The sequence below is a fragment of the Chitinophaga niabensis genome, from assembly GCF_039545795.1.
Lineage (GTDB): Bacteria > Bacteroidota > Bacteroidia > Chitinophagales > Chitinophagaceae > Chitinophaga > Chitinophaga niabensis_B.
Window position 1 is genome coordinate 606,590 of the sequence record NZ_CP154260.1, and the last position, 21,650, is coordinate 628,239.

At 47.1% G+C, this 21,650-nt stretch carries 20 protein-coding genes; 17 read left to right on the forward strand and 3 right to left on the reverse strand.

The window, feature by feature from the left end:
• Positions 1-71 precede the first annotated feature (71 nt).
• A complete protein-coding gene (locus tag AAHN97_RS02625; protein ID WP_343306005.1) occupies positions 72-1,760 on the forward strand; it encodes a hypothetical protein in 1,689 nt (562 codons plus the stop codon).
• 175 nt (positions 1,761-1,935) lie between these two features.
• Here the strand turns inward: AAHN97_RS02625 and AAHN97_RS02630 are convergent, their stop codons facing one another.
• From AAHN97_RS02630 to AAHN97_RS02640, 3 genes are read right to left on the reverse strand one after another with little or no spacing between them, the layout of a single operon-like run.
• On the reverse strand, positions 1,936-3,858 hold the full coding sequence (locus tag AAHN97_RS02630; protein WP_343306006.1) for a heparinase II/III domain-containing protein: 1,923 nt from the start codon (positions 3,856-3,858) through the stop codon (positions 1,936-1,938).
• Positions 3,859-3,914: 56 nt separating this feature from the next.
• The gene (locus AAHN97_RS02635; RefSeq protein ID WP_074239895.1) at positions 3,915-4,604 is read right to left on the reverse strand and encodes a LytR/AlgR family response regulator transcription factor; all 690 of its coding nucleotides are present in this window, start codon (positions 4,602-4,604) and stop codon (positions 3,915-3,917) included.
• Entirely contained in the window at positions 4,573-5,607 is a 1,035-nt protein-coding gene (locus AAHN97_RS02640; RefSeq protein WP_074239894.1) for a sensor histidine kinase, read from the reverse strand. The genes AAHN97_RS02635 and AAHN97_RS02640 overlap by 32 nt, the downstream gene beginning before the upstream one ends.
• Before the next feature lie 465 nt (positions 5,608-6,072).
• Between AAHN97_RS02640 and hisG the strand changes: the two genes are divergently transcribed.
• The 16 genes from hisG (at position 6,073) to AAHN97_RS02720 (ending at position 21,626) form a co-directional block, all read left to right on the forward strand.
• Complete coding sequence (gene hisG / locus AAHN97_RS02645) at positions 6,073-6,930, forward strand: ATP phosphoribosyltransferase (protein ID WP_343306008.1); 858 nt, start codon at positions 6,073-6,075, stop codon at positions 6,928-6,930.
• 10 nt (positions 6,931-6,940) lie between these two features.
• Positions 6,941-8,221, forward strand: a complete 1,281-nt coding sequence (gene hisD, locus AAHN97_RS02650) for a histidinol dehydrogenase (protein ID WP_343306009.1) — start codon at positions 6,941-6,943, stop codon at positions 8,219-8,221.
• Between the two features lie 5 nt (positions 8,222-8,226).
• The gene (gene hisC / locus AAHN97_RS02655; protein WP_343306010.1) at positions 8,227-9,285 is read left to right on the forward strand and encodes a histidinol-phosphate transaminase; all 1,059 of its coding nucleotides are present in this window, start codon (positions 8,227-8,229) and stop codon (positions 9,283-9,285) included.
• A gap of 351 nt (positions 9,286-9,636) precedes the next feature.
• Positions 9,637-10,767, forward strand: coding sequence for a bifunctional histidinol-phosphatase/imidazoleglycerol-phosphate dehydratase HisB (gene hisB / locus AAHN97_RS02660; RefSeq protein WP_343306011.1), 1,131 nt, complete (start codon positions 9,637-9,639; stop codon positions 10,765-10,767).
• 217 nt (positions 10,768-10,984) lie between these two features.
• Entirely contained in the window at positions 10,985-12,394 is a 1,410-nt protein-coding gene (locus AAHN97_RS02665; RefSeq protein WP_343306012.1) for an anthranilate synthase component I family protein, read from the forward strand.
• 1 nt (position 12,395) lies between these two features.
• Entirely contained in the window at positions 12,396-12,965 is a 570-nt protein-coding gene (locus tag AAHN97_RS02670; protein WP_343306013.1) for an anthranilate synthase component II, read from the forward strand.
• A gap of 10 nt (positions 12,966-12,975) precedes the next feature.
• Entirely contained in the window at positions 12,976-13,968 is a 993-nt protein-coding gene (trpD, locus tag AAHN97_RS02675) for an anthranilate phosphoribosyltransferase (protein WP_343306014.1), read from the forward strand.
• Between the two features lie 5 nt (positions 13,969-13,973).
• Positions 13,974-14,777: an indole-3-glycerol phosphate synthase TrpC gene (gene trpC / locus AAHN97_RS02680; RefSeq protein ID WP_343306015.1), complete on the forward strand. Its 804-nt coding sequence runs from the start codon at positions 13,974-13,976 to the stop codon at positions 14,775-14,777.
• Positions 14,774-15,403 (forward strand): phosphoribosylanthranilate isomerase, encoded by a 630-nt coding sequence (locus AAHN97_RS02685; RefSeq protein WP_343306016.1) that lies wholly within the window; start codon positions 14,774-14,776, stop codon positions 15,401-15,403. Before trpC ends, AAHN97_RS02685 begins: the two co-directional genes overlap by 4 nt.
• 8 nt (positions 15,404-15,411) lie before the next feature.
• On the forward strand, positions 15,412-16,617 hold the full coding sequence (gene trpB / locus AAHN97_RS02690) for a tryptophan synthase subunit beta (protein WP_343306017.1): 1,206 nt from the start codon (positions 15,412-15,414) through the stop codon (positions 16,615-16,617).
• Between the two features lie 6 nt (positions 16,618-16,623).
• Positions 16,624-17,394, forward strand: a complete 771-nt coding sequence (trpA, locus tag AAHN97_RS02695) for a tryptophan synthase subunit alpha (protein ID WP_343306018.1) — start codon at positions 16,624-16,626, stop codon at positions 17,392-17,394.
• Positions 17,395-17,400: 6 nt separating this feature from the next.
• The gene (gene hisH / locus AAHN97_RS02700; RefSeq protein WP_343306019.1) at positions 17,401-17,994 is read left to right on the forward strand and encodes an imidazole glycerol phosphate synthase subunit HisH; all 594 of its coding nucleotides are present in this window, start codon (positions 17,401-17,403) and stop codon (positions 17,992-17,994) included.
• Positions 17,991-19,136 (forward strand): 1-(5-phosphoribosyl)-5-[(5-phosphoribosylamino)methylideneamino]imidazole-4-carboxamide isomerase, encoded by a 1,146-nt coding sequence (gene hisA / locus AAHN97_RS02705; protein WP_343306020.1) that lies wholly within the window; start codon positions 17,991-17,993, stop codon positions 19,134-19,136. The genes hisH and hisA overlap by 4 nt, the downstream gene beginning before the upstream one ends.
• Positions 19,136-19,891, forward strand: coding sequence for an imidazole glycerol phosphate synthase subunit HisF (hisF, locus tag AAHN97_RS02710; RefSeq protein ID WP_430516961.1), 756 nt, complete (start codon positions 19,136-19,138; stop codon positions 19,889-19,891). The genes hisA and hisF overlap by 1 nt, the downstream gene beginning before the upstream one ends.
• Positions 19,892-19,926: 35 nt before the next feature.
• Positions 19,927-20,523, forward strand: a complete 597-nt coding sequence (hisIE, locus tag AAHN97_RS02715; RefSeq protein WP_343306021.1) for a bifunctional phosphoribosyl-AMP cyclohydrolase/phosphoribosyl-ATP diphosphatase HisIE — start codon at positions 19,927-19,929, stop codon at positions 20,521-20,523.
• The gene (locus AAHN97_RS02720; RefSeq protein ID WP_343306022.1) at positions 20,520-21,626 is read left to right on the forward strand and encodes a TlpA disulfide reductase family protein; all 1,107 of its coding nucleotides are present in this window, start codon (positions 20,520-20,522) and stop codon (positions 21,624-21,626) included. Before hisIE ends, AAHN97_RS02720 begins: the two co-directional genes overlap by 4 nt.
• Positions 21,627-21,650 lie beyond the last annotated feature (24 nt).

Here is a 21,650-nt window from a genome sequence, read left to right on the forward strand (position 1 = left end):
GATGGTACGCTTTTTTTTATGTTAGGATGGTGCAGGATGCCCCTATCGTCAAAATCCTGTAAGTTGTAAGCATGAGGTTCCTATTTACCATGCTTTTATTCATCCCGATTATGGGATCTGCCCAAACCTTAGCAGCTACAGACGGACTGGGCCGCGTACTGCCGCAGCAAAAAGAGGTAGGCGCACCCAAAGCTAATAAACACGTTGCCCTGTTTTATTTTCTATGGCAGGGGGATTCCCCTACCTCCGAGAAATATTGGGATCTCACCGAAATGTGGCAGCGGGATTCTTCTGTATTTAATGATTTCAACCATCCCGGCTGGGGTGGCGGTGCCGGCGTAGCAGGCAAATACTATTTCTGGGGGCAACCCATTTATGGCTATTACCAGGGCGGGGATTATTGGGTGCATTTGAAAAATGTACAACTGCTAACAGATGCAGGTGTGGATATTCTAATCCTTGATGCCACCAACCGCCTTACCTATCTGAAACAAACAGATGCCTTGATGCGTGCCCTGGAAACCGTCCGCAAACAGGGGAGGAAAACGCCTAAAGTGGTATTCTACACCAATACGAAATCCGGGGAAACCATGCAGGAACTATATGACAGCTGTTACAAAGTAGGTGCTCCATACCGCTATCCGGAAAATTGGTTTTATCTGGAAGGAAAACCCCTGATCATTGGTATTTCCAAAGAAGCGAGGAATTCCTTTTTTACAATACGTGAATCCCAGTGGCCTACGGAAGCTTTCAAAAACAACGCCTGGCCCTGGATAGAATTCCAGCGCCTGCAACATGTATACCTCAATAATAAAGGTGAAAGAGAGATTGTAAATGTTTCCACTGCACAACATCCTGTTGTTCCTATGGGGCATTCAGCTTTTTATAAACGGCCCGGCAATTGGGGCAGAAGTTATCGGAATGGTGCGGAAGGTAATGCAGCAGATCTGCCTTACGGTTATAATATACAGGAACAGTGGGAGTTTGCATTGAAGCAGGATGTGCCGTTTATATTTATAACAGGGTGGAATGAATGGATTGCCGGGAAATGGAGATACAAGAAAAGTAAAGACACTGCGGTCTTTGTAGATCAGGCCAGCCCGGAGTATAGCAGGGATATAGAACCTTCACTGACTGCCGGCTTGGAAGATCATTATTACATGCAGATGGTGAGCAATATCAGGCGGTATAAGGGGTATGGAGCCATTCCCTTACTGGGGCCGGAGAAATCAATAAAAGGCTGGGGAGATTGGGTACATGTATTGCCGGTGTACAGGGATTATACCGGGGATGTATTGCATAGGAAATACCCGGGTGCCCAATCAGAACCCAAAGTAATATATGAGAATACGACCGGCAGGAATGATCTCTCTGTAATGAAAGTAGCCCGTGATAAACAGTATGTATATTTTTATGCAAGTACGGTTGCAGCTATAACCCCTAATACGGGTAAGAACTGGATGACATTATGGTTAGATATGGACCGCTCGGGGAAATATGACTACCGTATTGTAGGAGGAGATCAATTGCAGTTTAATAAAGATGGTACATGGAGCGATCTGGCAAAAGTGGCATATCGGATGAAAGGAAAAGAGCTGATGATCAGTATACCTTTATCACGCATAGGTATAAAGAGCAACAATATCAACTTTGAATTCAAATGGTCTGATAATATGCAGGAGGATAATCCGCTGGATTGGTACGTGAATGGAGATGCAGCCCCGGGGGGAAGGTTTAATTTTGTAGTGACAAATAAGTAGGAAATCCTTTACAGAATTGTGCAAAAGTAATCTGAAATTAGCCTAATGGTTGTATAATCCTTGCTTCATCCTTGCTTCATCCTTGTGCAAACCTGCTCCAGATAAGGACATGAAGCTAGGATAAAGCTAGGATGAAGCAAGGATGAAGCAATGATAAAGCTACTTTTCAAAGCCTTCAGCCCTTCTTTATTTCAATCTTGGCACTTCCTTTCAACCCGGTATTCTTCCCCTTCAGCAATATCCTTTCCAACCCACCCGGCCAAATGCTCTCCAGCCGCGGGTCATTGTTATCAATATGCGTGATCTCCGCATCAAACTGCTTCGCATCATACTGCATGATCAATACAAAGTTCTCTCCCGTTAATTTCAGCTGCCCCGGTGCCGTTTCCACCACTTTGCAGAACGTGAGAAAATTCAGCTGCTGGGCTGCTACAAATTCATTCAGTGCATAGTCATCTGTGATCACAAACGCACCGCCTCTGTTTAACTTGTAACCTCTCTTCCATGTTTTTACTTTAGCGGCAGCAGGGTACGCCGTAGCAATATCGGCCGTAAAAGAAACCTGCTTAGTGTTAGACGCAAACGCAGCAGAAGCTGCTTTAAATTCCGCTCCATTCTGTTGTTGCACGCCATTGATGATAGGCAGGTTATGATAAGCAGATTGCATCGTCCATATCTTGTAACGGTCAGGACTGAAAGTCTGCCGCACATAGGTACCTACCCCCGCATCTACCAGGCAAGGCAAGCCGTTATAATAGAGAATGAAAGTACCTACATCATTATGGTTATGTGATTCTGCATTATGCCCGCCTTTGCCTGCAAAATAAAAACCCTGCTTAGTGCCGGGGTATTCACGTGCAATCGCAATTTGATTGTCAGGGTACCAGTAGGAGCCAATCAGCGGTTCTTTGGCCGGATAAGCCAGTATCTCATTCATCGTGGTGAGGTCTGTGATCACTGCTTCTATAGTACCGCCTCCAGGCATTTTACCTTTTTGCGCATAGAAGGCACCAAAGCCGCTCATAGTTGAATCTTTGATCGCTCTGCCAAATCTGTATACCATCCCTGCATTGATGCCACCTTTAGCACTGGCATCGGCAAAGTTCACGAAGTAGGGACTGTTGATATACATATTGCAAATGTAGTTGCCCATATTTTTGATCAGGGGATGAGAGAATACATCCAGTTTGCCATGTGTGGCACGGTGCAACAACTCCAGGCATTCAAAGTATTTGCCACCCGCATGGCTCCAATAAGAAGGGCCTTCATCGCAGCCGCCATCCGGCTTATAAGAGTTCGTGAATTTATCGATGGATTGCAGGGCCTTGTAAACGTTCTTCACCTTCACCGCCTGATCATCTTCCATGAGTAACATACATTGCAGCATGTTGTAATTGATCCAGGGATTCCAGTTATTCTGGGGGCGTTCATTAAAACCCATCCACCAGAAATCATTGCGGGTATAATAAGGGGTCAATACATTTTTACGCACTTCGTATTTGATCCTTTCCGCGATCAGCGGATTCACTTTATCCAGGGGCGCTTTGAGGAAGTAATGCACCCAGGACAACAAAGCAGCAGCATCTGCAGAACCCAGGTCTATTACAGGTTTGGTGATATCCGGCAATAGCTCGAAACCCTTGGTAACAGGCAGATGCGCAGAAAGCACCCAGGAACTTTGTTCACAGATGGCCCAGCTGCCGTTGATGATCTGATCGATGAATCTGCCTTTCCCTTCTGCCAGTTCTGCGAGCACAAGGTTCTGCAACGCACTCTTGCGCGCAGAATTAGGGTGCTGCATGGTATTGCGGTTACCTGTACGGGTAAACTCCATGATGTCTGTAGCTTTTACCACATCCCATTTGAAAGACAGGGATGTTTCGCCCTGTTTGATTAGGGCGGTGCGGATACCGGAAGGGAGACCATCCCAGAAATCACGTTGTGTGTAGGAGGGCAGCGTTACCCAATCCTGGTTTTTAGTAAGGATAGTGCCCAGCTGTGTTTCGCTGTAGCGGCTGGTGAGCAGGTCCTTGTGATCCTGCGCGGAAACGGTGACGAGAAGGAACACGGATGCCAGTAATAAGAAGATACTTTTCACAATGTGGAATTTTGATCGTGAAAATACTTCCATTTCTGCTGGGATCAAAGCAGGCCTTATCTTTCTTTCAGCTTATTCAGGTTAATCTTGAAGGTTTGGCCAACAGGCAGACTTTCATCCAGGATCACCACATGGCGTGGCCCCCATTCGTCCACTTTATCCGCAGCGATAATGTAGGATTTGTGAATGCGCACGAAATTGCAAACAGGCAGCAGCTTTTCCATTTCTGCTGTGGTAGCGTTCACGATGAGGCATTTATTTTCGAGGTATACTTTCACGTAGTTGCCCATACTCTGCACGTAGTAGATATCTCCGGGATCTACAGACGTTTGGGTACTGCCGGTTTTCAGCAGCAGGGGTTCTTCCGGCGGATTAACGGCCGGCGCTTCCTGTTGCAGTATTTTATTCACCGCTTTCAGGAAACGGGGGAAACTGATAGGTTTCAGGATATAATCCACTACATCATATTCATAACTTTCCAGTGCAAACTCGCTGTAGGCGCTACAAAGAATGATCTTAGGGTGATTATTGTTCAGTGTTTTGAGAAGGTCCAGCCCGCTTAGTTCCGGCATATTGATATCCAGAAATACCACATCCACTTTCTCGCGATGCAGGAAGTTGGCGGTTTCCATGGCATTGTAGCAATGCCCTACTATCTGTAAGGCCTGCACTTTTTCAATATGCGCTTCCAGCACATAATGTGCCCCGGGTTCGTCATCTACGATCAGGCAACGGAGTACTTGCATGGCGTTCTAAAGTTAAAAGCAGTTCTGTGTAATAAATGTTGTTCTCTTCATGGGTGACCAGCGTATGCCGTTTCGCATAGGCAAGGGCAAGCCGCTGTTTCACATTGTTCAATCCTACGCCGGTCGAAGATACGGATTGTTTATTTTCCGGAACGGTGTTGCGGATCTTGAGCAGCAAAGTTTCCCCTTTGATCTCCAGTTCTACTTTGATGTAGGAGGCCTGGATACTGGAAGGCGCATATTTGAATGCATTCTCCACAAAAGTGATCAGGATCAGCGGCGTGATCAGCAGGTCTTTTTCACTCCCTTTCTTTTTAAAGCTCACCTGGCATCTTTGCCTTACCCTCGCTCTTTCCAGGTGTACATAGTTCCGCACAAACTGCAACTCATCTTCCAGTGGCACCAATTGCTTGCGGGAGCTTTGTAACTGGTAACGCAGCAGTTCGGAAATGCTGAGGATCAGTTCCGGCGTTTTATTGGGATAACGGAGACTTACGCCATACAGGTTGTTGAGGGTATTGAAGAAGAAATGCGGGTTCAGCTGGCTTTGCAGGTATTGGATCTCCTTATCCCGCATCAGCAGCGAATTCCTTAATTCCAGGGTATGCCAGGTAGCCTGCCGGTAAAGGAACCATAACCCGATGCCGATCAGCAGGCAGGCCAGGGAAAATACCAGGTCGCTCACCCAGATCATGTCCATATCCGTGCGGAAGATATTTACCCTTAAAGTATAAGAGCCCCAGGTGGTAAAGGCCAGCCAGCCAACCAATAGTCCTAAATACTGCCAGTACAGCCGTTTCATGATCAGCATGTTCAGCATGTATTTATTGTGGACCGCGCACATCACATAAATGAAAATAACAGACACTCCGTTGTTCAGGTACAACCGCACATTATTGATGGGCTCGTACTGCATGTTCACCAGCACCATCACGGTAAGGAGCACGATCAGGAAGAGCGTATTCACCACCCAGCTGTTATTAAGTATATTTTTCTGAGCCATACAGCAAGCAATTTAGCACGATCGGTCTCAAAGTTCGGGGATTTTCTGATGTACGGCGTTCATCACTTGTAGTAGCCGGTTGATCAATCGGATTTTGGCACTAACTTATCATGATGCAGCTTTGCATCAGATTAAACTGTTTTCCGCCATTTTAACCTGGTTCAGTGTTTGTTTTCACCATTAATTCCTGACTGCCTGTGCCTTATAAGGCCAGGCAGTTAGATTTTATCTAACAAAAGCCGTATTTTCTGGTAAATTATCTATAAAAGACAAACATGATTTGATTATTCAGATTACTTCCTATTTTTGCACCAGATTTTTAAAACATGATCAACAACGTACACATACATCATCACCATACTTACCAGACCGGTAGGCAGGGAATGCTGTAATGTACACACAGATATTCACCATCAAAGGCTTACCGCATTCCGGTAAGCCTTTTTTTGTTTCAATCAGAAAATTATGAAACTGCGTATTGCCATTCAGAAATCAGGTCGCCTGCACGAAGATTCTATCAAACTGCTGAAAGAATGCGGGATAGACATCAATAACGGCGTGAACAAACTCAAAACGGAAGCCACTAACTTTCCGCTGGAAGTATTCTTCCTGCGGGACGATGATATTCCGCAATACGTGGAAGACGGCGTAGCGGACATCGGTATCGTGGGAGAGAACGTAGTGCTGGAAAAGAGCCGTCCGCCTATTCGTACGGTGGAAAAACTGGGCTTCGGCAAATGCCGTTTAGCCATGGCAGTTCCCAAATCCATGGAGTACAACTCTATCAAAGACCTGGATGGCCAGCGTATTGCAACCAGCTATCCCGGCATCCTGGGCGATTTCCTCACCAAAATGGGCATTACAGCTGAGATCCACGAGATCAGCGGTTCTGTGGAAATAGCGCCTGGTATTGGTTTGGCAGATGCTATCTGCGACCTCGTGAGCAGCGGTTCCACCCTGTTTATGAATGGCCTGAAAGAAGTGGAAACAGTTTTAAGGTCTGAAGCCATCCTGGTGGCAAACGACAAACTCACTGCCGAACAGCAGCAGATCCTGGCCAAACTGATCTTCCGCATCCAGGCGGTGAAGAAAGCCAAGAACAACAAATACATCCTGCTTAACGCACCCAATGATAAACTCTCTGAGATCATTGGCCTGCTGCCGGGTATGAAAAGTCCCACTGTACTGCCTTTGGCAGAAGCCGGCTGGAGTTCTGTACACTCCGTACTGAATGAAAACGAATTCTGGGATATCATTGAAAGCCTCAAAGATGCCGGTGCACAAGGCATCCTGGTGGTACCGATCGAGAAAATGGTTGTTTAAAGATTACTATATGCAAGTCATCCGCTATCCGGAAAAGAATACATGGAACACATTGCTGCAACGCCCGGTTTTTGATACACGCGAGCTGGAAGCCACCGTGTCTGCCATCCTCGCCGATGTAAAAGCTACTGGCGATGCTGCTTTGCGCAAGTACACACTGCAGTTCGACAAAGTAACGCTGACGGACATCCGCGTAACCACAGCTGAATTTGAAGCAGCAGATGCCATCCTGGATGAATCACTGAAAAACGCTATCCGGCAGGCTGCGCTGAACATAGAAGCTTTTCACCGGGCGCAGGTAGAATCTGTTACCCTCATAGAAACCATGCCGGGAGTGCAATGCTGGCGCAAGCCCGTAGGTATTGAAAAGGTGGGTTTATATATCCCGGGCGGTACTGCTCCTTTATTCTCTACCATCCTGATGCTGGCGATTCCTGCAAGACTGGCCGGTTGTAATGAAATAGTGCTTTGCACTCCTCCCGGCAAAGATGGCCTCGTCCATCCTGCAGTATTGTGGGCTGCACATTTCACGGGTATCACACAGGTATTCAAAACCGGCGGGGTACAGGCTATTGGCGCAATGGCCTATGGTACAGAAAGCGTACCGAAAGTCTATAAGATCTTCGGACCGGGCAATCAGTATGTGACCTGTGCCAAACAATTGGTGAACAGTGCCGGCACTGCCATCGATATGCCGGCAGGACCTTCTGAAGTAGCGGTATTTGCAGACGATGCATGTGTGCCCGCATTTGTAGCGGCAGACTTATTATCCCAGGCAGAACATGGTGCGGATAGCCAGGTATTGCTGGTGACCACCTCTGAAAAGGTGATCGTGGAAGTGGAGAAAGAAGTAGCAGCGCAACTGGCTTTGCTGCCGCGTAAAGACCTGGCCGCTAAAGCACTGGACAATAGCAAACTGATCCTTGTGAAAGACAGGGATGAAGCCATGGATATGCTCAACGCTTATGCACCGGAACACCTGATCATGGCCTGTGAAAATGATGAAGCTCTAGCTACCCGTGTAATAAATGCAGGTTCCGTATTCCTGGGGAATTATTCTCCGGAAAGCGCTGGGGATTATGCTTCCGGAACCAATCATACTTTACCTACCAATGGTTATGCCACTGCCTACAGTGGTGTGAGTGTAGATAGTTTTGTGAAGAAGATCACTTTCCAGCGCCTCACCCGCGAAGGCCTGCTGGCATTAGCCCCTTCCATTGAAGCCATGGCTGCTGCAGAAGGACTGGACGCACACAAGAACGCGGTAAGTATTCGTATAAAATCTAATTAATTGCTATGTTCGATCTTAATAGTCTCTTAAGAGATAATATCAAAAGACTGGTCCCTTACTCTTCCGCACGCGATGAGTTCAAAGGAGAAGCATCTGTATTCCTTGATGCCAATGAAAACAGCTACGGCTCTCCCTTAGCCACAGATTACAACCGTTATCCGGATCCTCTGCAATGGAAGGTGAAATACCGCCTGGCTGATATCAAAGGGGTACCGCCACAGAATATTTTCCTCGGTAACGGCAGTGATGAAGCCATTGATGTATTATTCCGCGCATTTTGTCGCCCCGGCATTGATAACGTGGTATTGTGCCCGCCCACATACGGTATGTATGAAGTGAGCGCAAACATCAATGATGTGACTATCCGCAAAGCCACACTCACCGAAAATTTCCAGCTGGACCTCCCAGCTATTGAAGCAGCCATTGACGACAATACCAAACTGATCTTCATCTGTTCTCCCAACAACCCCACGGCGAATGCCATCAACCGGCAGGACATTGAAGTAGTACTGAATAACTTCCACGGCATCGTAGTAGTGGATGAAGCATACATTAACTTCTCCAAACAAAAAACATTGATCCAGGAACTCACGGAGTATCCTAACCTCGTGATCCTGCAAACCCTTTCCAAAGCGTGGGGCCTGGCTGCATTGCGGGTAGGGATGGCTTTTGCAAGCGAGGATATCATCAATGTGTTCAATAAAGTAAAACCGCCTTACAATATCAACCAGGCCTCACAGGAACTGGCATTGGAAGCGTTGAACAACATAGACCAGGTGAATGCCTGGATCAGGGAAACAGTACTGGAGCGGGATAAGCTGGAGTTTGCATTGAAAGCATTGCCGATCGTAGAGAAAGTTTACCCCAGTGATGCTAACTTCCTGCTGGCTAAAACAACAGATGCAAAAGGGATTTACAATCATCTCATAGAAAAAGGCATTGTGGTGCGGGATCGTTCTAAAGTGGAGCTTTGTGTGGGATGCCTTCGTATAACGGTAGGTACACCGGCTGAGAATGTTGAATTAATTAACACTTTACAGACTTTCGCCGCCGCTAAAAATTAAATACAGGCAAACAATACCTGATGAAATCGTAAGATCTATAAAAAATAATCATCCCCCTCTGATGAATCCGAAGGATTCATCAGAGGGCAAAAAAACTACTGATGAGATCGCAAGATCCCATCAGGCAAATAAAAAAGACAAACAACTACTGATGAGTTCGCGAGATCCCATCAGACAAATAAAAAAGACAAACAACTACTGATGAGTTCGCGAGATCCCATCAGACAAATAAAAAAGACAAACAACTACTGATGAGTTCGCGAGATCCCATCAGACAAATAAAAAAGACAAACAACTACTGATGAGTTCGCGAGATCCCATCAGACAAATAAAAAAGACAAACAACTACTGATGAAAAGAGTCCTATTCATAGACCGGGATGGCACCATGATCAAAGAACAACCACCAACCTACCAGATAGACAGTCTGGAAAAAGTGGAGTTCTATCCCAAAGTATTCACTTACCTCGGCAAAATAGCCGCAGAGCTGGACTACGAACTGGTACTGGTAACCAACCAGGATGGATTAGGCACAGCCTCCTTTCCTGAAGAAACCTTCACCGCCCCGCACAAACACATCATGCAAAGCTTCGCAAATGAAGGCATTCATTTCGCAGCAGAATATATAGACAGGAGCTTCCCTGCTGATAATGCCCCCACCCGGAAACCCGGCACAGGCATGCTCACCAAATACTTCTCCAAAGACTACGACCTCGCCAACTCCTTTGTGATCGGCGACAGGATCACAGATGTGAAACTGGCGCAGAACCTGGGTGCCAAAGCCATCTGGCTGAATGAAGGAACCGGCCTCGGCGGAGCGGAAGTAGACAACGCAGACCTGAGTGGCGTTATCGCCCTGGAGTCTACGGACTGGGCAAAGATCTACGAGTTCCTCAAGATCGGCCTCAGAAAGGTAAGCCATGTAAGAGCCACCAAGGAAACGGATATCCGTATCGAACTGAACCTGGATGGTACTGGCAAAGCCAATATCCACACAGGCCTGGCCTTCTTTGACCATATGCTGGACCAGATAGCCCGCCACGGCAGCATTGATCTGGACATCACCGCCAAAGGAGACCTGCATATCGATGAACACCATACTATAGAAGATACCGGCATCGCACTGGGAGAGGCTTTTGCCTTAGGTCTGGCAGACAAAAAAGGCATGGAAAGATATGGCTTCTGCCTGCCCATGGATGATTGCCTGGCACAGGTAGGGATTGATTTCGGCGGCCGCAACTGGATCGTTTGGGACGCAGAATTCAAAAGGGAGAAAGTAGGGGATATGCCCACGGAAATGTTCTTCCACTTCTTCAAATCCTTCTCAGACGCGGCTAAATGTAACCTGAACATCAAAGCGGAAGGGGAGAATGAGCACCATAAGATAGAAGCGATCTTCAAAGCCTTTGCAAAGGCTATCAAGATGGCCGTGAAGCGGAATCCTGACAATATGCAGTTACCAAGCACAAAAGGGGTTTTATAAGATGAGCGAAATAAAATTTGCATATTTGGAGAAATCCCCCCATATTTGCCCTCATAATGCAAATGAACAATACATACAAACTTTGGTGGCACGCAACGACTCTCTTCGCTGTGTAACGCTGCCATGTTCGTATTTCAAATACTTTAAGAAGGCTCGCTGTACACAGCGGGCCTTCTTCGTTTTTGCCCCATAGGGCTGCTTTAAATAACAATATCGGATGAAAAAAATTCAGGTAAAAACACGATCCAAACAAATGCTGGCAGATGTATTCACACCTGTAAGCATCTACCTCCGCATCCGGGACAAATTCCCCGGCTCCATCCTCCTGGAGAGCACTGACTCTCACGCCAGTGAGAACAGCTTCTCGTTTATAGGTATCAAACCTATTGCAGGGATTGAAGTAACCTCCACGGATATCTTCGAATTCAAGTACCCCGGCCAGCCCGTAGAGAGAAAGCAGTTGAAGAGCAGCAAGGAAGTGGTGAAAGAAATGGATGCTTTCCTGAAGAGTTTTTCATTCAGTGAAAAGTCCCCGGTGCCATATGCAGAAGGCCTCTTCGGCTACAGTACCTACGACTCCGTGCAATTCTTTGAGAAGATCGTGTTTAAAAAACGGGAGAAAGCAGGCAATACCATTCCCCTGATGCGCTACCGTTTTTACCAGTATGTAATTGCCATCAACCATTTCAAAGATGAACTCCACCTCATAGAGAACCAGGTAGATGGCCAGGAAAGCGAGTTTGAATACCTCGAATCCCTCATCCGCAATAAGGATTTCCCCGGTTATACCTTCGCCGGAAAAGGCGAAGAAAAAAGCAATCTCACCAATGAGCAATACATGGAAATGGTGGAGAAAGGCAAACAACACTGCTTCCGCGGAGATGTATTCCAGATAGTACTCTCCCGTGCATTCAGCCGTGAATTCTCCGGAGATGAATTCAATGTATACCGTGCGTTGCGTTCCATCAACCCTTCTCCCTATCTCTTCTATTTTGATTACGGCGATTATAAATTAATGGGTTCTTCTCCGGAAGCACAACTGATCATCAAAGATCGCAAAGCAGTGATCCACCCTATAGCAGGTACTTTCAAACGTACCGGCAACGATGAGCAGGATAAGGAACTGGCAGCACAGCTACTGGAAGATCCAAAAGAAAATGCAGAACATGTGATGCTGGTGGACCTTGCAAGAAATGACCTCAGCAGGAAGGCATCGGAAGTAGAAGTAGAAACCTATCGCCAGATCAAATACTACTCACATGTGATCCACCTCGTAAGTGAAGTAACAGGGCAATTGCCGGAGAACAGCAATCCCTTTGAAATACTGGCCGCTACTTTCCCCGCAGGCACTTTGTCCGGCGCACCCAAGTACAAAGCCATGGAACTGATCGATAGTTATGAACCTACTGCAAGAGGTTTCTACGGCGGCTGTGTAGGTTTTGTAGGATTCAACGGCAACTTCAATCATGCTATTATGATCCGTTCTATCCTGAGCAGGAATAATACTTTATACTACCAGGCGGGAGCAGGTATTGTGGCTAAATCAGTGGCCAGTTCAGAACTGGAGGAAGTGAACAATAAACTCAACGCATTAAAACAGGCCATTATCCTGGCGCAAAATATTTGATATGAAGATCCTGGTGTTCGATAATTACGATTCATTCACTTACAACCTGGTACACCTTGTTGAAAAGATCATCAATGATAAAGTAACAGTAGTGAGGAATGATGAGATCAAACTGGAAGAAGTAGATCAGTACGATAAGATCATCCTTTCCCCTGGTCCCGGTATCCCGGTAGAAGCAGGTTTGCTGTTGCCTTTGATCAAACAATATGCTGCTACCAAATCCATCTTTGGTGTATGCCTTGGCCAGCAGGCTATTGGCGAAGCATTTGGTGCAAAACTCACCAACCTGAAAGAAGTGTATCATGGCATAGCCACCCCGGTGAAAGTAACTTCCCGCAGCGGAAGGATCTTTAACAACCTGCCGGATGAACTGGAAGTAGGGCGGTATCATTCCTGGGTAGTGGATGAATCCACATTACCCGCGGAACTGGAAGTAACGGCAAGGGATGAACACGGTTATATCATGGCTTTGCAGCATAAAAAGTATGATGTAAGCGGTGTGCAGTTCCACCCGGAAAGTGTGCTGACGCCGGAAGGAGAACAAATTTTACGCAACTGGTTAGCCCTTTAAATCATAAAAGATGAAAAAGATACTCAACTATCTGTTCGAACATAAAACCTTCAGCCGGGAGGGGGCCAAAGAGATCCTGACAAATATCTCCAAAGGCGTGTATAACGAAAGTGAGCTGGCTGCTTTCATGACGGTATTCCTCATGCGCAGCATCACTATCGAAGAACTGCTGGGTTTCCGCGATGCCTTGCTGGAACTCTGCGTACCCATTAACCTGAATGGCCATGCCGTACTGGATATTGTAGGTACAGGCGGGGACGGGAAGAATACTTTCAACGTATCCACGCTGTCCTGCTTCATTGTAGCCGGTGCCGGCGGAAAGGTAGCGAAACACGGTAACTATGGCGTATCTTCGATCAGCGGCGCTTCCAACGTAATGGAATCTGTAGGATACAAGTTCAAGGCAGACCAGGGCAAATTAACGCAGGAAGTGGAAGAGGCAGGTATCTGTTTCTTACACGCCCCGCTCTTTCACCCGGCCCTGAAAAATGTTGCCCCTGTCCGCCGCCAGTTAGGTGTTCGTACTTTCTTTAATATGCTGGGCCCCCTGGTGAATCCTGCATTTGCGGACCATCAGCTGATTGGTGTGTACAGCCTGGAAATGGCACGTATTTACAATTACCTGTTCCAGCAAACGGACAAACGTTTTGCGATTGTTCACAGCCTGGATGGTTATGATGAGATCTCCCTCACCGGCGATACCCGCATCATCACCAACAAAGGAGAACAGGACTGGACGCCCGAAGCATTAGGCAAACGCAAAGTACATCCTGAAGATATTTACGGCGGTAACTCCATAGAGGAAGCTGCAAAGATATTTATGAAAGTATTGAAGGGAGAAGGAAGCTGGGCGCAACATTCCGTAGTAATGGCCAATGCCGCTATGGGATTGTTCTGCCTGGAGAAATATCCTACCTACGATGACTGTTTCCAGGCTGCGGTGGAATCACTGGAATCCGGCGCTGCTTATAAATCGTTCCAGAAACTGATCGCGTTACAATAATTATTATGAAGGATATCTTAGCTGAAATAGTGGCCAGTAAAATTACGGAAGTGGCCGACCGCAAGAAAGTAAGACCTGTGGAGGAACTGGAAGGTGCTTCCATGTTCAGCCGCGAACCACTTTCTCTCCGCAGTTTCCTCACCCTGCCTGACCGTACCGGCATTATTGCCGAGTTCAAAAGGCAGTCACCCTCCAAAGGCATCATCAATGGTACAGCCCTGGTTCAGGATGTTACCACTGCTTATGCAAGGAGCGGTGCATCCGGCCTGAGTATACTTACTGACCAGATCTATTTCGGCGGCTCTATGGATGATCTCCAGCAAGCCCGCGCTGTGAATAATATTCCCATCCTCCGCAAAGATTTTGTGATAGATGAATACCAGATCGTAGAAGCCAAAGCGATCGGTGCAGATGTGATCCTGCTCATCGCAGAATGCCTCAGCAAAGAAGAAGTGAAACATCTCGCTGCTTTTGCCCATAATCTGGGATTGGAAGTACTGCTGGAAGTACACAGCGGAGAGCAACTGGAAAAGATCACGCCGCACACACATTTAGTAGGCATCAACAACCGCGATCTGAAAACATTCAAAGTAGATATTCACCGTTCCATGGAGCTACTCAAACAAATACCTGCCGGGCACAGCAAAGTAGCAGAAAGCGGCATGGATGATACAGACACTATCATCACCCTGAAGAAAGCAGGCTTTGACGGTTTCCTGATCGGGGAACATTTCATGAGAGATGAAAACCCGGGCAGTGCATTTGAATCATTTGCAGAAGTACTTAAAACAAAACTCGCAGCCTTATGAAAATAAAAGTATGTGGCATCACTAAACGAAGTGACCTGGAAACCCTCGTGGAACTGGGTGCGGACTATGCCGGTTTTATTTTCTATAACAGGTCGCCACGTTTTGTAGGTAACAAACTGGATGGCCGCACTGTGCGGGAAGCCGGTAAGAACATTGGCAAAGTAGGGGTATTTGTAAATGCGGATGTACAGCAGGTATTGCAAACGGTGAAAGACTATGGTCTGGATGCCGTACAGCTGCATGGTGATGAATCCATTGCCTTCTGCCAGCAGGTTAGATTGACGGTGCCTGTGATTAAAGTGTTCCCTGTTGACGCAAATGGTTTTCAGAATGCAGCACCTTATCTGCCACATAGTGACTACTTCCTGTTCGATACCGCGGGTAAAGAATACGGTGGCACAGGCAAACAATTCAACTGGGAACTGCTGGATAATTACAACCTGGATAAACCCTTCTTCCTGAGCGGGGGAATTGGTCCGGATGATGTGGAAGCCATACAGCGATGGCACCACCCATCATTGTTCGCACTGGATGTGAACAGCCGGTTTGAAATTTCACCCGGTGTAAAAGACATGGAGAAAGTAGCCATCTTTCTGAAAGCAATTAAAAAAGAACTCGTAAAATAAGACGCATCATGGACATAGCCGTGAACACATCACATTCTAAATATCATGTAAACGATAAAGGCTATTATGGCCGGTTTGGCGGGGCATACATACCGGAAATGCTCTATCCCAACGTAGAGGAATTAAAAGAACAGTACCTGCAGATCATCGGTGAACCTGCTTTCCAGGCAGAGTTTGAGCAGTTGTTAAAAGACTATGTAGGCCGTCCTTCCCCTTTGTTCTTTGCCAAACGTTTATCCGAAAAATATAAAGCGAACATATACCTGAAGCGGGAAGACCTGAACCATACAGGTGCCCACAAAGTGAACAATACCATTGGCCAGATCCTGCTGGCGCAACGCCTCGGCAAGAAAAAGATCATTGCAGAAACAGGTGCAGGGCAGCACGGTGTGGCAACAGCTACCGTATGTGCACTCATGGGACTGGAATGTGTGGTGTATATGGGAAGCATAGATATAGAAAGGCAGGCGCCTAACGTAGCCCGTATGAAAATGCTGGGTGCCACAGTGGTAGCCGCAACCAGTGGAAGCAAAACACTGAAAGATGCTACCAATGAAGCCATCCGCCACTGGATCAATCATCCCGTAGATACACATTACATCATTGGTTCCGTAGTAGGCCCGCATCCTTATCCGGATATGGTGGCACGTTTTCAATCTGTAGTGAGTGAAGAAATGCGCAAACAGCTGGAGGAGAAAACAGGTAATACCAATCCTGATTATGTGATCGCCTGCGTGGGTGGAGGCAGTAATGCCGCCGGGGCTTTCTTCCATTACCTGGATGAAGAAAAAGTGAAACTCGTTGCCGTGGAAGCAGCCGGAAAAGGTGTTAACAGTGGTTTTTCAGCAGCTACTTCTCAATTAGGGAAGATGGGGATCATTCACGCCAGTAAAACTTTGCTCATGCAAACGGAAGATGGCCAGATCGTAGAGCCGCATTCCATTTCTGCAGGGCTGGATTATCCCGGCGTAGGACCATTGCATGCACATCTCTACGAAACGGGCCGTGCACAATTCCTGAATGCTACAGATGATGAGGCACTGGCAGCCGCTTATGAACTGAGCCTGCTGGAAGGTATTATTCCCGCACTGGAATCAGCACATGCACTGGCCAAACTGAAAGACCTGCCGCTGAAACCGGAAGATGTAGTGGTAGTATGCCTGAGCGGCCGTGGGGATAAAGACCTGGAAACCTATATCAAACATTTAAAGTAAAAGGCAATGAACCGCATAGATCAATTGTTTCTCAATAAACCGCAGGAGATACTCAATATATATTGCACTGCCGGTTTCCCGGCCCTCAACGATACCCTCACCATCATGGAAACACTGCAGCAAAGCGGTGCGGATATGGTAGAACTGGGCATGCCCTTTTCCGATCCCCTGGCGGATGGCCCGGTGATCCAGGAAAGCAGCACCCGCGCCATTGCCAATGGCATGCGCATCAGTGTGTTGTTTGAGCAGCTGAAAGGATTCCGCGATCGTATTTCCCTGCCCGTTATCCTGATGGGATATATGAACCCGGTGCTGCAGTTCGGCGTGGAAAACTTCTGTAAGCAATGCGCAGAAACAGGGGTGGATGGTATCATTCTGCCAGACCTGCCGATGGATGAATTCGAAACAGAATACCGCCCGGTCTTTGAAAAATACGGACTGCACCTGATCTTCCTGGTAACACCAGAAACCAGCGAAGCGCGCATCCGTAAGATCGATAGCCTGAGCAAAGGATTTGTATATGCCGTTTCTTCTTCCTCTACCACCGGAAAGGATAAGGATATGGGTGATCAGCAGGCTTATTTTGCCCGCCTGAAAAACATGAAATTAAAGAACCCGGTGCTGATAGGATTTGGGATCAAGGATAAACAAACATTCCAGGCCGCCTGCGCCAACAGCAATGGCGCCATAATTGGGAGCGCTTTTGTAAAAGCCATCGAAAACAGTACTAACTTGCAGTCTTCAATACAAAGTTTTGTGCAAGGCATAAAAGGTTGATCAAACATGAAAACAGCCATCATTAAATACAACGCCGGTAACATCCGCTCTGTGCTCTTTGCCCTGGAACGCCTGGGGGTGGAAGCCACAGTTACCGATGATCCGGAAGAACTGCGTGCTGCGGATAAAGTGATCTTTCCCGGTGTGGGCGAGGCCAGCACTGCCATGAATTACCTGAAAGAACGTAAACTGGACCTGCTGATCAAAGACCTCAAACAACCCGTTTTAGGTATTTGCCTCGGTATGCAGTTGTTATGTAAACATTCAGAAGAGAACAACACGGAATGCATGGGCATCTTTGACCTGCCGGTGAAGAAATTTGAATCCCCGGTAGAGAACCTGCTGAAGATCCCGCAGATTGGCTGGAACAATATTGCCGGCCTGCACAGTGTGATCTTTGAACATGTACCGGAGAATTCCTACATGTACTTTGTGCACAGTTACTTTGTGGCCCTTGGCCCTGAAACAACGGCTATCGCCAATTATGTGATCAATTACAGCGCTGCGCTGCAAAAGGATAATTTCTATGCAGTTCAGTTCCACCCGGAGAAATCCGCCGATGGAGGTCAGCGTATACTGGAGAGTTTCCTGAAATTATGAGTGTGAATATCCGATACATAACTGCAGAAGAAACACTGCATTTGCGCAGGGATATGTTATATCCCGGTTGGGGGCTGGATGATGTGAGGATCAGCGATGATGCGGAAGGCCTGCACTTTGGCGTGTTCGAGGAAAAAGACCTGGTCACCGTGGTGTCCCTGTTCTTTAAAGGTAAAAGGGCACAGTTTCGCAAACTGGCCACTGTTACCAATCGCCAGCGGAAAGGTTATGGCTCTTTACTACTGAAACACCTGATGGAAGAATGCCGTCAGCGCCAGATGGAAAGCCTTTGGTGCAACGCACGCACAACAGCGGAATCTTTCTATCAGCAACTCGGTTTTAAACGCAGCAGCGAATTATTTTATAAAGACAATATTGCTTATTACAAAATGGAGATCAGCCTGGAACCAGCTGCCAAGAAGAATTTTACCATCATTCCTGCCATTGATATCATTGGTGGAAAATGTGTACGCCTCACACAGGGAGATTACGAGCAGAAGAAAGTATACAACGAACATCCGCTGGAAGTAGCAAAGGAGTTTGAAGAAAGTGGTATCACCCGCCTGCACCTGGTAGACCTGGACGGCGCTAAAAAAGGAGCCGTTGTGAACTGGAAAGTACTGGAAGCCATCGCCGGTAAAACCAGTATGATAGTGGATTTTGGCGGAGGCATCAAAAGTGATGCGGATGTAAGGATCGTATTTGAAGCAGGAGCTGCTATGGCCACTATCGGAAGTGTGGCCGTGAAACAGCCGGAACTTTTCTTTAGCTGGCTGCAACAGTATGGCGCAGATAAAATGTTCCTGGGTGCAGATGTGAAGGAAGAAAAAATTGCAGTAGGCGGCTGGCTGGAAACCACAGAGCTGAGTGTTTACGATTTCCTGAAAAGTAATATGGCAAGAGGCGTGCAGGAAATATTCTGTACAGATATTGCGAAGGATGGCCTGCTGCAAGGACCGTCCACTGAACTGTATAAAAAGATCATCAAAGAACTGCCCGGCATTCAACTGACTGCCAGTGGCGGCGTAAGTAAGATAGAAGATGTATACGAACTGCAGGAAGCAGGGCTGGCCGGTGTGATCATCGGCAAAGCCATTTACGAAGGTTTGATCACACTCGCTGAATTAAAGAAATTTTTATAATGCTTACAAAACGCATCATACCCTGCCTGGATATTAAAGACGGCCGCACTGTAAAAGGTGTGAACTTTGAAAACATCCGCGATGCAGGTGATCCCATTGAACTCGGCGCACTCTATGCCCAGCAGGGAGCAGACGAACTGGTGTTCCTGGATATTACGGCTACCAACGAAAGAAGGAAAACCCTTTCTGAACTGGTTACCCGCATTGCCCGTCACGTAAACATTCCCTTCACGGTAGGTGGAGGTATTTCTTCTGTGGAAGATGTAAGCGTGCTGCTGAACGCCGGTGCAGACAAAGTATCCGTAAACACAGCCGCCTTCCGCAACCCGGAATTACTGAACGGCCTTTCCCGCGAGTTCGGCAGCCAGTGTATTGTATTGGCCATCGATACCCGTTTTGAGGAAGGAGACTGGTACGTATACCTCAATGGCGGCCGGGTAAAAACAGCAACAAAAACAACGGATTGGGCCAGGGAAGCCGTGGAACGCGGAGCAGGAGAGATACTGCTTACTTCCATGAATAACGATGGTACCAAACAGGGTTTTGCGCTGGATATCACATCCCGCTTATCGCAAAACCTGCATGTACCCGTAATTGCCTCCGGCGGCGCAGGTACCATGGAGCATTTTGCGGATGTATTTGAAAAAGCACAGGCAGATGCAGCCCTGGCAGCCAGTATTTTCCATTATAAGGAAATGGAGATACCGGACCTGAAAACGTACCTCTACAAAAGAGGTGTGCAAATACGATTTTAATTGATGAATATTTATTATATTTAATTTTAATACCGATGCAGGTAGATTTTTCAAAGTCACCGGACGGCCTGGTGCCAGCTATTATACAGGATGCCATTACGAATAAAGTATTGATGCTGGGGTACATGAACCAGGAGGCGCTGGATAAAACACTGGCCGAAGGGAAAGTGACCTTTTTCAGCCGTTCCAAAAACAGGCTGTGGACCAAAGGAGAAGAGAGCGGTAACTTCCTTCAGTTGAAACATGCGGCAATAGATTGCGATGCGGATACGTTACTACTGAAAGTTCATCCTGAAGGCCCTACCTGCCACACGGGAGCAGACACCTGCTGGAATGAGGTGAATAAAGATGCCACTTCTTTCCTGGGTAACCTGGAGCAGGTGATCAGGGACAGGAAGCAAAATCCGACTGATAAATCCTACACCGCTTCCCTGTTTGCCAAAGGTATCAATAAGGTAGCGCAGAAAGTAGGAGAGGAGGCAGTAGAACTGGTAATAGAAGCAAAAGATAATAACGATCACCTTTTTATAAACGAAGCAGCAGACCTGCTTTTTCACTACCTGATCCTGTTACAGGCCAAAGGCTTTACACTGGAAGATGTAGTGAACATTTTAAAAGACCGTCATAAATGAAACGTATTTCATCCCTGATCATTTGTTTTGCAGCTATCACAACAGCTGCACATGCGCAGTTTAAAGTAAACGGAAAGATTGCCGGTACAGAGGAAGGTACTAAACTCTTCTTTTTTAGTGAGGACGGACGTACGGCAGATTCCGCTGTTTTAACGAACGGGGAGTTTTCTTTCAGCACACCTCATAAAACTACCAGTGAAGATATGTTTGCACTGATCCTGAAAGGGCATCCGTATCCCATGATCCTGGTGGCAGATAAACCGGAAGTAGCGATACAATCCGAGCAAAGCATTTTCCCTGTAGCCACTACTTTCAAAGGAGGGCAGCAGGCGCAATGGATGCAGGAATATCACCGTACTTTCAAACCTGTGATCAGCAAAGCTGCTGCGCTGAATGCAGAAGCTGCAGGCATCAGCGGAACGGATGAGGATGCAAAAGCCGCTTTCCGCGAAAAGGCGAAAGTATTTGAAGACGAAGTGCTGAAAACAGGAACGGATTTCATTAAAACCCATCCCAAAGCACAGGCCAGCCTGTTCCTGCTCATGGGAGAACTGCGGAGCCGCCTCTCGGAGGAAGATTTTGCAAAGCAGTTCAATTCCCTCGATGCAAGCGTAAAGAACACCAAATTTGGTAAAAAGATAGGAGAGCAAATTGCTGAAGTATCCGGTTCCGGTGGCAATGCTGCAATGACCGGCATCAAGGCAAAGGACTTTGAGCAGGAAGACCCTAACGGTAAAATGGTAAAGCTCTCCTCTTTCCGTGGTAAATATGTACTGATCGATTTCTGGGCCAGCTGGTGCGGACCCTGCAGAGTAGAAAATCCGCACGTGGTAGCGGCCTACCATAAATTTAAAGACAAGAACTTCACCGTTTTAGGTGTTTCCCTTGATAAGAACAAAAGAGAATGGCTGGATGCCATTGAAAAAGACAAACTCGTCTGGACCCAGGTATCTGACCTTCAGGGCTGGGGTAATGCGGCAGCCGCATTATATGGCGTGAGGGGCATCCCGCAGAATTACCTCGTAGACCCTTCCGGCAACATTATCGCTAAAGATCTCCGTGGCGGCGCCCTGGAGAGAAAACTGGCAGAAGTATTGCAGTAACCGCTTATCACTATGAATTTGCTA